The organism is Ignavibacteriota bacterium, from assembly GCA_016708125.1.
GTDB lineage: Bacteria > Bacteroidota > Ignavibacteria > Ignavibacteriales > Melioribacteraceae.
On sequence record JADJGF010000001.1, the window covers coordinates 3,983,651 to 3,998,618 of the forward strand.

The 14,968-nt window shown below is 31.1% G+C and carries 11 protein-coding genes; 4 read left to right on the top strand and 7 right to left on the bottom strand.

The window, feature by feature from the left end; translation table 11 throughout:
- The first annotated feature begins 333 nt into the window (after window positions 1-333).
- The 4 genes from IPH62_17175 to araA are packed head-to-tail and all read left to right on the top strand — an operon-like array spanning window position 334 to window position 6,026.
- Window positions 334-2,088 (top strand): sodium/solute symporter, encoded by a 1,755-nt coding sequence (locus IPH62_17175; GenBank protein MBK7107007.1) that lies wholly within the window; start codon window positions 334-336, stop codon window positions 2,086-2,088.
- Window positions 2,089-2,124: 36 nt separating this feature from the next.
- Entirely contained in the window at window positions 2,125-3,825 is a 1,701-nt protein-coding gene (locus IPH62_17180) for a ribulokinase (GenBank protein ID MBK7107008.1), read from the top strand.
- Complete coding sequence (gene araD / locus IPH62_17185; GenBank protein ID MBK7107009.1) at window positions 3,825-4,514, top strand: L-ribulose-5-phosphate 4-epimerase AraD; 690 nt, start codon at window positions 3,825-3,827, stop codon at window positions 4,512-4,514. Before IPH62_17180 ends, araD begins: the two co-directional genes overlap by 1 nt.
- A 24-nt stretch (window positions 4,515-4,538) precedes the next feature.
- Entirely contained in the window at window positions 4,539-6,026 is a 1,488-nt protein-coding gene (gene araA, locus IPH62_17190; protein ID MBK7107010.1) for an L-arabinose isomerase, read from the top strand.
- 63 nt (window positions 6,027-6,089) lie between these two features.
- Here the strand turns inward: araA and IPH62_17195 are convergent, their stop codons facing one another.
- The 7 genes from IPH62_17195 to IPH62_17225 all read right to left on the bottom strand — a co-directional run bounded on the left by IPH62_17195 (window position 6,090) and on the right by IPH62_17225 (window position 14,922).
- Window positions 6,090-6,971, bottom strand: a complete 882-nt coding sequence (locus IPH62_17195) for a cation transporter (protein ID MBK7107011.1) — start codon at window positions 6,969-6,971, stop codon at window positions 6,090-6,092.
- Between the two features lie 45 nt (window positions 6,972-7,016).
- Window positions 7,017-8,267 (bottom strand): PTS sugar transporter subunit IIC, encoded by a 1,251-nt coding sequence (locus IPH62_17200; GenBank protein MBK7107012.1) that lies wholly within the window; start codon window positions 8,265-8,267, stop codon window positions 7,017-7,019.
- A gap of 243 nt (window positions 8,268-8,510) precedes the next feature.
- On the bottom strand, window positions 8,511-10,607 hold the full coding sequence (locus IPH62_17205) for a hypothetical protein (protein MBK7107013.1): 2,097 nt from the start codon (window positions 10,605-10,607) through the stop codon (window positions 8,511-8,513).
- 146 nt (window positions 10,608-10,753) lie between these two features.
- Window positions 10,754-12,007: an anaerobic sulfatase-maturation protein gene (locus tag IPH62_17210; protein ID MBK7107014.1), complete on the bottom strand. Its 1,254-nt coding sequence runs from the start codon at window positions 12,005-12,007 to the stop codon at window positions 10,754-10,756.
- A 52-nt stretch (window positions 12,008-12,059) separates the two neighbouring features.
- A complete protein-coding gene (locus IPH62_17215; protein MBK7107015.1) occupies window positions 12,060-12,227 on the bottom strand; it encodes a hypothetical protein in 168 nt (55 codons plus the stop codon).
- Complete coding sequence (locus IPH62_17220) at window positions 12,224-13,630, bottom strand: hypothetical protein (GenBank protein MBK7107016.1); 1,407 nt, start codon at window positions 13,628-13,630, stop codon at window positions 12,224-12,226. Before IPH62_17220 ends, IPH62_17215 begins: the two co-directional genes overlap by 4 nt.
- A 29-nt stretch (window positions 13,631-13,659) precedes the next feature.
- Entirely contained in the window at window positions 13,660-14,922 is a 1,263-nt protein-coding gene (locus tag IPH62_17225) for an L-rhamnose isomerase (protein ID MBK7107017.1), read from the bottom strand.
- Between the last annotated feature and the right edge of the window lie 46 nt (window positions 14,923-14,968).

Here is a 14,968-nt window from a genome sequence, read left to right on the forward strand (position 1 = left end):
AAACTTAATTAATTACTTCAAATATTTTTGGCAATTGAAATTGAACAAATCAAATTCATTTACAAATATAATTTTTGTAAACTTTTAATGATGGTGAATTTAATACTTTGTAAAACAAACAAAAAATATGTCAAGCGATTATCAGATTTTTTCAATTTGCGCAAATTGGTTAAATATTAACGCAAAAAGGTTTTTAATTCATCCAATTTTAAAATATAATATCATTTATAAAAACTATATTTGAAAAAGTCACAAATTTAAAATTATTTTTACATCATTAAGCTATCTCTCAATAATGTAATTTAATTTTTTAATCTCATCAAAGGAGCATACATGTCTGTACTAAATACAATTGACTGGATTGTAATTGCGGGATACTTCGCTATTATACTTGGATTAGCATGGTGGGTAATAAGAAAACAAAAAAATACTTCTGCAGATTATTTTCTTGCAGGTCGCCATCTAGGATGGTTCATTGTTGGGGCTTCAATTTTTGCATCAAACATCGGGTCAGAACATTTAGTTGGTTTAGCAGGCTCAGGTGCAACAGATGGTGTAGCTATGGCTCACTATGAATTGCACGCATGGTGCTTATTAGTTTTAGGCTGGGTTATGGTTCCATTTTATATTCGTTCAAAAGTTTTTACGATGCCGGAGTTTCTTGAAAGAAGATTCAATCCTCACTCAAGAACGGTTTTATCTGCAATCTCGTTAGTTGCATATGTGTTAACAAAAATTGCTGTTGGTGTATTTGCTGGAGGTGTAGTTTTCTCGGTGTTATTACCAGAAATAAACTTCATGGGTATGGATAGTTTTTGGATTGGTTCAATTCTGGTAATTGTTATCACCGGTTTATATACTGTACTTGGAGGAATGGCTGCTGTAGCATATACCGAAGCACTCCAAACAATTGTTTTAATTATTGGATCGGCTTTGGTAACTTATTTTGGATTAGATGCAATCGGAGGCTGGACACAATTAAAAGAAATTGTTGGAGCTGAAATGTTTAATTTGTGGAAACCTCTCGTACCAGCAGGAATTGAAGGAACTTGGGCTCCGGTTAAAGAAGCTGGAAAAATGGCATGGTATTTTAATGATAATTATCCTTGGATAGGAATGTTATTTGCTGCTCCAATTATCGGTTTATGGTATTGGACAACTGATCAATATATAGTTCAAAGAACACTTTCTGCACAAAATGTAACTGAAGCACGAAGAGGCTCTATCGCTGCCGCATTCTTTAAATTATTGCCTGTTTTCATATTTATCATTCCAGGAATAATTTCCTATGCTTTAGCTGTAAGTGGAAAACATCCAGCTCTTCAGTCGCATTTAATTGGCTCTGATGGTCAAATTATTCGAGAAAATGCTCAGCAAGCCTTTCCATTAATGGTAGCACATATTTTACCAGTTGGAATCAGAGGATTAGTTGTTGCCGGATTATTAGCAGCTCTTATGAGTTCGTTAGCGGGTGTTTTTAATGCATGTTCAACTTTATTCACTATAGATTTTTATTCACGACTAAAACCAAATGTTTCTCAAGAAAAATTAGTTTGGGTTGGACGTATTGCTACTTCCGTAATGGTTCTTATTGGATTGTTGTGGCTACCCGTTATTCAAGGAGGAAAAGGTTTATATGATTATTTACAAGGAGTTCAGGCATATCTTGCGCCTCCGATATTTGTTGTTTTCTTTGCCGGAATTTTTAATAAAAGATTAAATGGAAAAGGTGCAATTGCTGCACTTTACACTGGTTTTAGTCTGGGACTTTTCAGACTTGCAATTGATACTCCTGTTAAATTAGGAACTAATTTTAGTTATACGGAAGGATCATTCTTTTGGATAATAAATAATATTTTCTTTCAATATTATGGACTCTTAATTTTCCTTATCAGCCTTGCAGTAATGATTATTGTAAGTTATATGACAGAGAAACCAGACTATGAAAAAATTAGCGGATTAACTTTCGGAACAATTACCGAGGAACATAAATTAGAAACAAGAAAAAGCTGGTCTGCAATTGATGTAATTACTTCGGCATTAGTATTGGTTATAATTATTGTTGCATATATCTATTTCAATGGATGATAGAAAATTATTAAGGAAAAATTTTCAGAGGATGTAATGAACAAATATGCTATTGGTCTTGATTTTGGGACAAACTCTTGCAGATGTTTAATTGTTGATATTCAGAATGGTTCTGAAATTTCTTCGCATGTATTTAACTATCCTTCCGGAGAAGCTGGAGTAATTATAGATAAAAATGATCCCAATTTAGCAAGGCAAAATCCGGCAGATTATATTTTAGGTATTGAAATTACAGTTAAAAAATCTATTGAAAGTGCAAAAAAAATTATAGATAATTTTAATCAAAAAGATATTATAAGTATTGGTGTTGATACTACGGGTAGCAGTCCAATGCCGGTTGATGAAAACGGCACTCCACTTTGTTTTAATGAAATATTTAAAAATAATTCGGCAGCTTATGTTTGGCTTTGGAAAGATCATACAAGTTTTGAAGAAGCTGCTCAAATTACGGAATTGGCTGCACAAATAAGACCTCAGTATTTATCAAAAATTGGAGGAACTTATTCTTCTGAATGGTGGTGGAGTAAAATATTGCATTGCAAAAATACAAGCCCGGTTGTTTATGATGCTGCATTTAGCTGGGTAGAAATTTGTGATTGGATTCCTGCAAATTTAATTGGTGATTTAAATCCTAAGAATATTAAAAGAAGTGTTTGCGCTGCCGGACATAAAGCAATGTTTAACGATACTTGGGGAGGCTTGCCGGATAGTGAATTCTTAAATAAGCTTTCACCAAATTTTGGAAATATTAGAGAGAATTTATTTGATACTGCATATTCTGCAGAAAATTCTATTGGCAGTCTTTCACAAGAATGGGCTGATAAACTTGGTTTATCTACAGATGTTATAGTTTCTGTCGGCGCATTTGATGCTCATTTGGGAGCAATCGGTGCGGGAATTTCCGAAGGAACTTTAGTTAAAATTTTAGGAACCAGTACTTGTGATATCATGGTTTCTAACTCAGCTAAAAAAATAAATGATATCCCCGGAGTTTGCGGAATTGTTAAAAATTCAGTAATGGAAAATTATTATGGAATTGAAGCCGGACAATCAGCAGTTGGTGATATTTTTTTATGGTTCGTAAATAATTTTGTTCCAGAAAAATACGGCAAAACAATTGAAGAAAAATTTGTAACTCTGGAAAGAGAAGCTGAAAAATTAAAACCGGGAGAATCAGGATTACTTGCTTTGGATTGGAATAACGGTAATAGGACCGTTCTTGTTGATGTCCGCTTAACCGGATTGGTTGTTGGTCAAACTTTACACACTCAGCCTCATGAAATTTATCGTACATTAATTGAAGCAACTGCATTCGGTGCGCTTAAAATTATTGATCGAATAGAAGAAAATGAAGTTCCGATAAATCAAATTGTAAATTGCGGTGGCTTGGCAATAAAAAATAAACTTCTTATGCAAATTTATGCAGATGTAACAAATAGACCAATGAAGGTTTCTAAAAGCGAACAAACACCAGCTTTAGGGGCAGCAATCTATTCAACTGTTGCCGCTGGTGTTAAAAACGGCGGTTACGATAAAATTGAAAATGCAATAAACGCTATGACCGGTATTGATAAAATTTATTACCCAATTTCTGAGAATGTTAATATTTATAAAAAATTATATAAACTTTATGATGAATTACATGATGCATTTGGGACGAATAAGTGGAACGGAAATTTATTTAATATAATGAAAGAGTTATTGGAAATTAAAAATTCCGTTAGGAGATTAAATTGATTTTATCAAAACTAAAAAAAGAAGTTTTAGAGGCTAATTTAAATTTAGTAAAGTATGGACTTGTAATTCTTACTTGGGGAAACGTAAGCGGTATTGATAGAAAAAATAATCTTATTGTAATTAAACCAAGCGGAATTGAATATGATAAAATAAAAATCAGCGATATGGTTGTTGTTGATTTGGAAGGAAATATTGTTGAAGGCAAAAAACGTCCTTCTTCCGATACACTGACTCATGTTGAAATTTATAAATTCTTTCCGCAGATTGGCGGCATTACACATACACATAGCAATTATGCAACTATATTTTCGCAAGCATGCCGTGGGATTAATTGTATTGGAACAACTCACGCAGATCATTTTAATGGAACAATACCGGTTACTCGCTTTCTCACTAAAGCTGAAGTACAAAATAATTATGAACTAAATACCGGAAAGTTAATTGTATCAACTTTGAAAAATACAAACCCTCTTAATAATCCGGCAATATTAGTCGCCGGACATGCACCATTTGTATTTGGAAAGAATGCATATGAATCAGTGAAAAACTCTTTGATACTTGAAAGAATTGCCGAGATGAATCTTAAATCATATCAGCTTAATCCAAATTTAAAAGATCTCCCAAAATATATTTCAGATAAACATTACAATAGAAAACACGGTCCGGATTCTTATTACGGACAAAAATAATTTTAAATTTTTCTCGGGTAAATAATGAATAATAATTCTTTTGAAATTTGGTTCGTAACCGGCAGTCAACATTTATATGGTGAAGAAACATTAAGACAAGTTGCAGAAAATTCAACTCATATAGTTAGAAGTTTAAATGAGTCTAAAAACCTTCCGATAAATATAGTTTTCAAACCGGTAGTTACAACTTCTGATAAAATTTTTAATACAATAAATGAAGCAAATATAAATTCTAATTGCATCGGTTTAATTTTCTGGATGCATACTTTTTCACCTGCAAAAATGTGGATAAATGGATTAAATATTTTGCAAAAACCATTTCTTCATTTTCATACTCAGTTCAATAAAGAAATTCCGTGGGACACAATTGATATGGATTTTATGAATCTTAATCAAGCTGCGCACGGAGATAGAGAATTCGGTTTTATTTGCTCTCGAATGAAAAAAAATAGAAAAGTTATTGTCGGTCATTGGAGCGATGTAAACGTACAAAAACAAATTGCAAATTGGATGCGAGTGGTTTCAGCATGGGCCGATATGAAGAATATGAAAATTGCCCGCTTTGGCGATAACATGAGAGAAGTTGCGGTTACGGAAGGTAACAAAGTAAGCGGACAAATGAAATTCGGTATTTCAGTAAACGGTTTTGGCATTGGTGATTTAGTAAAAGTAATAAATGAAATTAGCGATTCTGAAATAAATAATTTGGTTGAAGAATATTTCGATTTATATACTATTTCCGATGAAGCGAAAAAAGATGGTCCAAAATTTAGTAATGTTATAGATGCGGCAAGAATTGAATTAGGTTTAAGAACATTTTTAAAGGATGGGAACTTTAAAGCTTTTACAACTACTTTTGAAGATCTGCATGGCTTAAAACAATTGCCCGGCTTATCTGTTCAAAGATTAATGAACGACGGATACGGATTTGGAGCCGAAGGAGATTGGAAAACTGCTGCCATGTTACGCACAATTAAAACTATGGCAAATGATTTAAAAGGCGGAACTTCATTTATGGAAGATTATACTTATCATTTTAATCAGAATGGTGATAAAGTTTTAGGATCACATATGTTAGAAATTTGCCCGTCAATTGCATCGGAAAAACCAAGATTGGAAATTCATCCATTAAGTATTGGTGGGAAAGAAGATCCTGCAAGATTAGTTTTTAATGTAAATCCGGGTAACGCAATAAATATTTCTTTGATTGATTTAGGAAACAGATTTAGATTAATTACAAATGAAGTTGAAGTTGTAAATCCGGATAAAGATTTACCAAAACTTCCAGTGGCAAGAGCAATGTGGATTCCAAAACCAAATTTAGAAATTGGTGCTGCGGCTTGGATATATGCCGGAGGTGCTCATCACACAGTTTTTAGCCAATCCATCACATCGGAATTTATTGAGGATTTTTCAGAGATTGCTGATATTGAACATTTACTTATTAACGATTCTACAAATATTTCAGAATTAAAAAAAGAACTTCGGTGGAATGATATTTATTTCAAGTAATTTTGATTTTATTTCAGAAAATCTCACTTAGATTTTGAAAGTAATTCAAAATAAATTGTTAAACTAAATATTCAAGTCTGGTTCAATATGAACAAGTACTTCCTTTATTTTTGGATTAAATTTAATAAGTGAATCTTTAACTTCATGAGCAATTAAATGACCTTCAGAAACTTTTAAATTTCCGTCAACAACAACATGTGCATCAACGTAGTAATCAAATCCCATTTTTCTTACAAAGCATTTTTCAACATCACGGACTTTTTCATTTTTCAGCGCGACTTTCTTTATATCCGCAATTAATTTTTCATATAAATTTGCATCTGTTAATTCATAAACAGTAGGTTTCATCAATTTTACTCCATTATACATAATTACAACTGATGCAAATAAAGCAGCATAATCATCAGCACTTTCGTATCCTTCCCCACCGATAATTGCAATTAATATTCCTATAAATGCGGCACCGGAGGTAATAGCATCACTTCTATGATGCCAAGCATCATTTTTTACAGCAACACTTTCTATTTTTGTTCCTACGTTTTTAATTCGTCTAAATAAGATCTCTTTAATAATTACAACAATGATCAATACCAAAAGTGTAAATTCTGCCGGAGCATGATGCGGAGTAATAATTTCATGAATACTTTGATAAATTATTACAAATGCAGCCAAGAATAACGCAATTGCAACCACGAGCGCTGCAAGCGGTTCAGCTTTTCCATGACCATATGGGTGATTTTCATCCGGTGGTCTTGATGCAATTTTCAATCCGGTTAAAACTACAAATGACGTAAATACATCAGCAATTGACTCAATTCCATCAGCAATTAGCGCATAAGAATTCCCGACTATTCCGCTAATAATTTTAATACTTGCAAGAATTAAACTAGAAAATATTCCAACAAGAGTTGATTTAATTCCTACAGAAGCTAATTTGTAATTTATTTTATTGTTTGTCAAAATATAATTTTTACGAACTCTTAAATTTTATTATTCGTGTGAAGTTCCGGCGGCTTCATCTCTTAATCTATTTCTTTCAGCAATTTTAGCAAATGGAAAATAAACAGCCATTGCAATTAATAATGATACAACTCCCCAAACAGCAGCTCTCCAATCACCACCGGAAACGAGATAATGCCCAATAATTGGCGGTGTTGTCCAAGGAACATTTATTACCGGTCTGCTAATCAAATTAAAATCCATTAAAATATAAGTCCCGGCAGTAAGAAATAAAGTAATTAAAATATATGGCATCATAAAAATTGGATTTAGTACAATTGGGAAACCGAAGAATATCGGTTCATTAATCTGAAAAATTTGTGTAGGCAATGAAAACCGACTAATTTTTCTAAATCCCGGTTCCTTAGAATTTAACATAATCAAAGCCAAGCCAATTGTAGCGCCTGTTCCGCCGACATTTACAAATGTTGTGAAAAATCCGTACGCTGTAATATAAGGCAAAGGTTGATTCAAGGACATGGCAGTAACATTCTCGGTTAGATATTGTAAAAATATGGGAGCGGCAATTGCATCCATAGCATTATCGCCGTTTATTCCAACCGACCACAACAATGTAACTAAAAATGCATAAACTAAAATTCCGGGCAATGTATTAAATGCAAAAACTATTGGTCTAAAAATTATTTGAACAAATTCATTTATATCTATTCCAAAAATATATCTGATAAGCCAGAATGAAATTAGAAGAAAGAATAAGGGAGTTAATGATACAAATGATTCATAAACAACGGGCGGAACATTTTTGGGTAATCTTAAAACCAAGTTTTTTTCAGTGAAAAATTTTTGAACACTAACGGAAATAAATGCAATAAGTATTGCAGTAAAAATTCCTTTTGAACCAAGATTATCCATTATCAATAAACCATCATCAGGATTAAACTGAATTAACAGAAATATTAATGTTGAAAGCGAAGCACTAATTATAGCCTCTTGTTTCATTTGTTTTCCCAAATCATATCCGATTGAAAAACAAACAAATACCGCAAGGAGCCCAAACGTTGCACTAACTGGGATATCAAGTAGAACTCTGTACGGTTCAATTATTTTATCCCATCCGCCAAGTGGAAAGTAAGAAATAATTATAAATATACTTCCTACAATTGTCAGTGGGACAACTGCAACCATTCCCGCACGAATTGCTGACAAATATGCATTTTCGCTTAGTGCATTTAATGGCGGAACAATATATTTATTCATAAATCCGGTTGCAGCTTTATTCATATTAAACTCCAAATTTTGTATGAAAAGAAAAGTTCTGCTCGATTTTTTGTTAATAAAGAATTTGACAAAAATAGTAATTATTTGGATTAGATTTTAGATTAGAGAAAAAAGAATTGAGATTTAAAAATGAGATTAAGATTTTAATAATAATTTTTTTCCCACTGCTACTTTTTACTTTTCTTTCAAAAATATCTCAACTATTAAAACTCAATTGGTTTTGTGATTAAAACCTCTGTATTCAGATTATTGGTACAAATCTTTTCTATAAACAAATTCTTTTCCATTCCAATATTTTATTTGAGAAATTAACAAATTACAATATTCATCCGTATCTGTAAGCGGCGGTTTTAGTTTTCCGTGAACAACAAGTGAATCTCTCATTACGCGAAATCCATTTCCAACAATTATTTCAAAATTATTTAATAAGTAATTATAATAATAGTGTATGCTTACTTGGTTCACACCAAATTCTACATTAATTAAAAATTTATTTTCGTTTGAAAAAAGAAGCGAACTACCTAATGGAATACCTTCAATCCTTCGATTTATATAATGTGTATAATCCGTTTTAGGAAACAAAATATATTCTTCTAAATCTGCAATTGGTAAAAATTTATATTCATAATTAGAAGTAGTTGGACATTGTCCATTTAGTTTTTCCGTTTCGATTACTAATAAACCAACTTGTTCATATCCGTTATTAACAAAATTAGCAAATATTTCATTTTTACCATCTTTATCAAAATCAAATATCAATCCATTTGTAAAAAATCCGGCATTCCACAAAGTGGAATTTATTCTTTTACCGGTTTTTAAATCCAATTGAAAAATTGCAGAAGAATAAGATTTAGCATTATTTGCCACACAAACCAAAGATTTTTTATTTTTAATAGTTACTGTATCTATTAAAAATGAACTATAAATTGTATCCATTTTTTGCAAATTTGTAGTAATTGTGTCTTTAAAACTATATTGCCAAATCTTTGTTTTATTTTTATCAAAACATACAATTCTTCTAAAGTTAGATTTATCACCTAATTCAGAATATTCTTCATGAGATAAAATCACTTCATTAATTCCATCATTATTTATATCGACCAATTTTTGGAAATAATTCAAATAATTTTCACCAGGTAATCTATAAGGATCGAAACCCACTTTATTAGTCCATAAAACTCTACCGGATTTATTTTTTACAAATACAGTATTTTCCGTGACTTCTAAATTTGCCGGATTATCATCCCAATCACGATATAAAAAGTATGCTACAAATATTAAAAGGGGTAAAATAATAATTGCGGCTTTCCAATTTTTCTTAAGTTTGTTTGCAGTTTTCTTAACATAACTTAGTTTCTTTATTTCAATTAGATTTCTTCTATTAAAAATATCGTAAATATTTTCAGCTGATTCTATAAAAAGATTTCTTTTGGGAAATTCAGTTTTAAGTTCACTAAGTTTTTTCTTTGCAGCTTCTTCATCACTCTTTGGAACTACAAAAATATTTTCAAATGAATAAAATACTATTTCAGTTTTTTGCGAAATTATTTGATTTGAAATTGCAATTAAATTTTGATGCTGGTCAATTCCTCCCGTTATTGTTACTCCTGGTTTTATGCTAATCTGATAATCGGCAATATAAAGAGCCAATAGTTTTTCGATAAACGAAATTGCTAAAACAACTCCCAAAGAATTACCAATATAATTTCCGGCTTTCTGATCGAAATGAATTATTACTTCATGAAATTTGCTGATATACTTTATATAATTTTTTAAATATGAAACTGCAAATTCCCATGAAATATTAATTTGGGTTTCTAATAAATTTTCAAGATTCACTCCGCTCGGAATAATTATAAATCTATTTTTTATGTTGCATTTTTTAATTTCAATTGAAAGACTTTCTAAAAATCCGGATAGGAAAATATTTTTATTTTCACTTTTTTCTAAAACCGGGAACTTAATTTGAGGAACTATCTCATTAAAATTATTTCCGGCAAGTGTTTCGTTAAGTTTTTTAAATTTATTTTCAAAGTGTGAAATTATATTTGAATATTTTTCGGAATATTCCGAATCGGAAATTTTCCTTTTTATTTCTGATGCCTGAAGAATAATATTGTTGAAGAAACTGGGATGTACAAAATACGGATCGGTTTTTTCGAGTAGATAAAAATATTTGTCAATAAATTCAGTCGCAAAAGCACTGAAAATACTGCTGTCATTTAGTGAAAGTATGTTTTGAAAATAATCATAAATAAGAAATAACTTAACTCTGTTTGAATTCCAATTATTAATTTCATGATGAAGATCAAGTCTTCGATTTTCTAACTCAAATACATCCAATTATTTAACCAAGTTTAATTGAATATGCATTTTTAACATATTCAATTTAACAAAATATTTTTATTTGAATATAATTTAATTAAATGTGATTTGAAATAATTTTATTTTTATTGAACTTTTGGAGAAATAAGAAATAAATAAATATTTTATTTTGATGTAAAACAGAATTTACTTTTTTGAATTTTCTTTTGATTTTTTAACCAACCCATAACATTTGCCGGAGGTCTTCCATTTTCTAATTCATTAGCCATAAACTGCATAGAATAATCAATATGATTAAAAAAATATTTATAACCGGCACACAAATAATTTAAACCATTTTCACCATCGGGAGTTTTTATAATTCTATGTTTTGGACATTCACCATTGCATGCAAAAAGAAATTCACACTCTCTGCAATATTTTGGCAAAGATAATTTTTTATCTAATCCAAATTTTGTCTGCTTTACTGAATCAACCAATTTCTCCAAAGATTCAGAAATAATATTTCCCAATTTATTTTCCGGATAAACATAATGATCGCAAGAATACAAATCGCCGTTATGTTCAAGCGCCATAGCACCGCCGCATGCTTCCCGAAATATGCAAAGACTCGGCTGCTGTCCAATCCATGATTCCAATGAAATATCAAAAATCTGGACAAATACTTTCCCAACATCTTTTATTAACCATTCATCATAAACTGAAGAAAGAAATTTACCATACTGTAAAGATTCAACAGACCAATTTGTAACTTCAGCATCACCATTATAATTTGGTGAAACCAATTCCAATTCGTCATTTTTTTGGATTGAAGATTTTCGTTCAACAATCGGGATAAATTGAATAAATCCGCTTCCAATTTCTTTTAAGAAACTATAAACTTCTAAAGATTTATAGGAATTAAATTTATGAACGCATGTTAAAGTATTAAATTCAACATTATGTTTTTTTAGAGTTGAAATCCCTCTCATTACTTGATTAAAAGAACTTTGTCCGCCCTTAAACAATCTAAATTTATCATGAATTTCTTGCGGTCCATCAATTGAAATTCCAACAAGAAAATTATTATTTGATAAGAATTCTCCCCATTCATCATCCAATAAAATTCCATTTGTTTGAAATGAATTATAAATAATTTTTCCGTTTGAATATTTGTTTTGCAGATCAACAACTTTCTTAAAATAATCAACGCCTAAAATTGTTGGTTCACCGCCTTGCCATGCAAAGTTAATTTCATTAACAGATTGAGTGGAAATATATTGATGGATATATTTTTCTAATACTTCTTCATTCATTATCCAATTATTTGTATTAGGATAAATTTTTTCTTTCTCTAAGTAGAAACAATATGTACAATCCAAATTGCATAATGGTCCGGCTGGCTTTGTCATAATGTGAAAGGCATATGATTTTTTCATATAAATACTTTCTTGCAATTATCAGCATTAAATCAAAATTAAAATTTATTTATTAGATTTTTTTATTCATCCAAAAAGGAGAAGTTAAAAACCAACCTATCGTTCCAAAGATCATAATTAATTTATTATCTTCTAATGTAACAACATTATTAAACACCAATACTGAAGGCAGTATGCATGCTATAAGGCTTAACAAAGAAATAACTTTTATTGCTTTCATGAAATGCTCCTTTCTAATTCTTTCTTCTGAATAAAATAACTCGCAATTAAAAATATTGCAGAGGCAACAAACCATCCTGGGAGGCCAAGAAAAAATATTTCAACTCCAAATGATAAACTTAAAATTAAACTAAACAATAGAGTTAATCCCCAAGCAAGCGCGGCAGCAAAATTAAACGATTTTCCAAATGTCTGAGCATAATATCTTTTTAATCCAAGTTTAGGAATAATATAAAAATCCATCATAATAATAGCACCCATTGGCATTAAGACTAATCCATATAATGCAACAAAATCTAATAATTTCATAACTAACGCCGGAAAAATGGAAGCCAATGTTGTAATAATTCCAACAACCATCGTAACTTTCCAAGTTTTCCATTCTGGACGGATAGCTTGCAAAGCCAATCCAGCTCTATAGATTGTTGGGTTTGCAGTTGTCCATCCTGCAATAATAACAGTTATAGCTCCTGCAAAACCGGCTGCGCGAAAAGCAATTGGACCTGGAGCAAATTCATTACTAAAATTTGATTCTTTTAAGAATAATGCATATAAAATACCTGAGGCTAACCATGCAAGATAGTGACCGACAAACATTCCTGCGCCGGAGTTAAATCCATAATACCATTTTCTTGCATACCTTAAAATCGATAAATCAGCCATACCAATATGCATTGCCATATTTGCGAACCATGCAAAAAACAATACATGCCAAAAATTAAATTGGCTCTGACCTTCCAAAGGCGTGCCGGTCCATATTGTTAAATTTGCTTTTTCCCAAAAATCAGATACAGAATGAATATCAAGGTCTGGCAATACAGCAATTGCGGCGCTTAGAAAAATAAGTATCATCCAAGGTGCGGCAATATTTGCAACTTTTGAAACAAGATTGTATCCGAACATTGCGACTGTTGTAGTCAAAGTTCCGACTAAAATAACTGCAAAAACCCATCCAATACTATTTGGAAGCCAATCATTTAATGTGGGCATTTGAAGTCCAAAAGGAATGCCTACTGCAGTTGCAGATACAGCAATCATTGATCCTGCTAAAAAACAAAACATTAATGCATTTACTAAATTGTAAATAGTTGTTAGTTTTTTTCCACTTATTTTTTCTAATAAAAAATATAATGTAATTCTTTCTTTAACTGCAATTGGTCCGGTTAAAAAAGCCCAGCTCAATACTGCAAGAATATTTCCAAATAACAATCCTAGAACTAAATCATTTGCTGCAACACCATGAGCGACAAATAATGGTCCTATTACGAATTCCGTTCCGGCAGTATGTTCTCCGATATACATACCAAGAAAACTTTTCCAACCTTTTATTTTATTTTCCGGAACCGGCTGCCTTTCAAATTCTTCAACAGAGTTTAAATGATCTTGAATACCTTTTTGTTTCATCAATACCTCACCACAATTTTATAGAGAATTTAAATTCTTTTACTTAGAACTTTTCTTTCATAATTTATAATTTCGTTTACCCATTCAGATTCTATTGGAACATTATTTTTGTAGCAATAGTAATCCCAAACCGCACCTATTGGATAAAATCTTGCTTCTTCCATCGAGGCTAATCTGCCGATATAATTTTCATTTTTTTCAAAAGTATTAATTTTTACAGATGGTTCTAATAATGCAATAAGTAAACTTTTAAGTGTTGATCTTATTCCAAGAACATAAGCTCCAATTCTGTTAACAGAACCGTCAAAAAAATCTAATGCAATATTTGTTCGTTTATCTAAATTGTATCTTACTATTTGTGATGCAACTTCTAAAAGTTGATCATTTAGAATAGGAATATGATCGCTATCCCACCTAACTGCACGACTAATGTGAAATAATATTTCATCTGAAAACTGAAGAATAGAACTAATTTTATCTGCAACATTTTCAGATAAATGAAAATGTCCCATATCCAGACAAACCATTTTGTTGCGGCTAAGCGCGTATCCCAAATAAAATTCATGTGAACCAACCACATAAGATTCGCTGCCGATACCAAATAATTTACTTTCAACTGCATCTTTAATATATTTTTTTTCAAACTCAATTTGGAAAATTTCATCAAGACTTTCTTTCAATATTTGTCGAGGTGTCCATTTATCAAATCGAATATCTTTAGAACCGTCCGGAATCCATAAATTATGAATTGATGGTGAATTAAATTCCTTTCCAAAGTGTGCAGTAATTTCCCTTGAACGTTTAACATGTTCAATCCAAAAATCCCGAATCTCCTTATCATTATTGCTCAATGTAAAACCATCATCAGCTTTGGGATGTGAAAAACATGTCGCATTAAAATCTAATTTTAAATTATTTTCTTTTGCCCAGTCAATCCAGCTTTCAAAATGTTTTGGCTGAATTTCATTTCGGTCAACTATATCACCGTAAAAATCTCCATAAATTGCATGAAGATTAAATCTGTGATTTCCAGGTACAAGTGAAAAGACTTTCTCCATATCTAATTGAAGTTCTGAAATTGAACGAGCTTTTCCTATATAATTTCCGGTTACTTGAATACCTCCGCCGGAAAGTTCCGAATTTGGTTTTTCAAATCCGCCCACATCATCGCCTTGCCAGCATTGAATTGAAATAGAGAAATCGTTTAACCGTTTAAGCGCCGATTCAATATCAATATTATTTAATGAATAAAAATCTTTTGCGTTTTCATAATTCTGTAAAATACGATTCATTGAATTTCCTAAATTTTTTATAGTTCAATAATTAGCTATAACTACA

Bases quoted from the DNA above. Each gene is read 5' to 3' on its own strand.
- IPH62_17175 (MBK7107007.1), top strand. From the start codon at position 334: ATGTCTGTACTAAATACAATTGACTGGATTGTAATTGCGGGATACTTC.
- IPH62_17225 (MBK7107017.1), bottom strand. From the start codon at position 14,922: ATGAATCGTATTTTACAGAATTATGAAAACGCAAAAGATTTTTATTCA.
- IPH62_17180 (MBK7107008.1), top strand. From the start codon at position 2,125: ATGAACAAATATGCTATTGGTCTTGATTTTGGGACAAACTCTTGCAGA.
- IPH62_17200 (MBK7107012.1), bottom strand. From the start codon at position 8,267: ATGAATAAAGCTGCAACCGGATTTATGAATAAATATATTGTTCCGCCA.
- IPH62_17215 (MBK7107015.1), bottom strand. From the start codon at position 12,227: ATGAAAGCAATAAAAGTTATTTCTTTGTTAAGCCTTATAGCATGCATA.
- IPH62_17220 (MBK7107016.1), bottom strand. From the start codon at position 13,630: ATGAAACAAAAAGGTATTCAAGATCATTTAAACTCTGTTGAAGAATTT.
- araA (MBK7107010.1), top strand. From the start codon at position 4,539: ATGAATAATAATTCTTTTGAAATTTGGTTCGTAACCGGCAGTCAACAT.
- IPH62_17210 (MBK7107014.1), bottom strand. From the start codon at position 12,007: ATGAAAAAATCATATGCCTTTCACATTATGACAAAGCCAGCCGGACCA.